The 587-nt window shown below is 40.0% G+C and carries 1 protein-coding gene; it reads right to left on the bottom strand.

Annotation, left to right across the window (positions count from 1 at the left end; translation table 11 throughout):
- Nucleotides 1-160: 160 nt before the first annotated feature.
- Nucleotides 161-460: a helix-turn-helix domain-containing protein gene (locus tag OM074_RS21710; protein WP_301202717.1), complete on the bottom strand. Its 300-nt coding sequence runs from the start codon at nt 458-460 to the stop codon at nt 161-163.
- Nucleotides 461-587 lie beyond the last annotated feature (127 nt).

Raw genomic sequence — 587 nt, 5'->3', positions numbered from 1 at the left:
TAGATAGGGTGGTTACCTATTGTATGGTTGTGGTCATGGAGGCCCTTGCGAAGATGCAGGGGCCTTTTTTAATGGCTTTCAAAAGCCAGTGCCATTAGTTCTTGTTCATTCCGGGACAGGTTGTGCTGTGATGCAAATACAAATATTTTTTTTGTTGCCATTACAAATTACGTTTAGGGTTGATTAAATCTGCATCCTGGAGTTTGCGTCCCAGGGTATCATCTTTACCAACAAGAAAAATATCATCAGAAAGGCCTAATACCACCAATACCTGTACATAACTGCCAATGGCTACACTTTCAGCGCCTTGTTCAATGGAAACCAACGTGCGGCGGCTGATTCCAGCCCGTTCAGCAACCTGTTCCGCAGTAAGCTTGCGCCTTAAGCGAGCTAATTTTATGTTTTCACCAAGGCCTGACAACACTTTCTTATGTTTTGGTAATAGTTTAATCCCTCTCATAATGTGTAATATTATATACAAATATAGCAATTATGTGCAAAATAATGCACTTGAAAGAACGTGTGGAGTAAAATGATTGTGATTTGGGTGTTGGTATTTTAGTAAGCGGTATTAAAATACACATGGT

It is taken from the genome of Plebeiibacterium marinum (assembly GCF_026013615.1).
Classification (GTDB): domain Bacteria; phylum Bacteroidota; class Bacteroidia; order Bacteroidales; family Marinilabiliaceae; genus Saccharicrinis; species Saccharicrinis marinus_A.
Note: the sequence above shows the minus strand (reverse complement) of the source record. Positions and strands in the feature narration are given on the sequence as shown.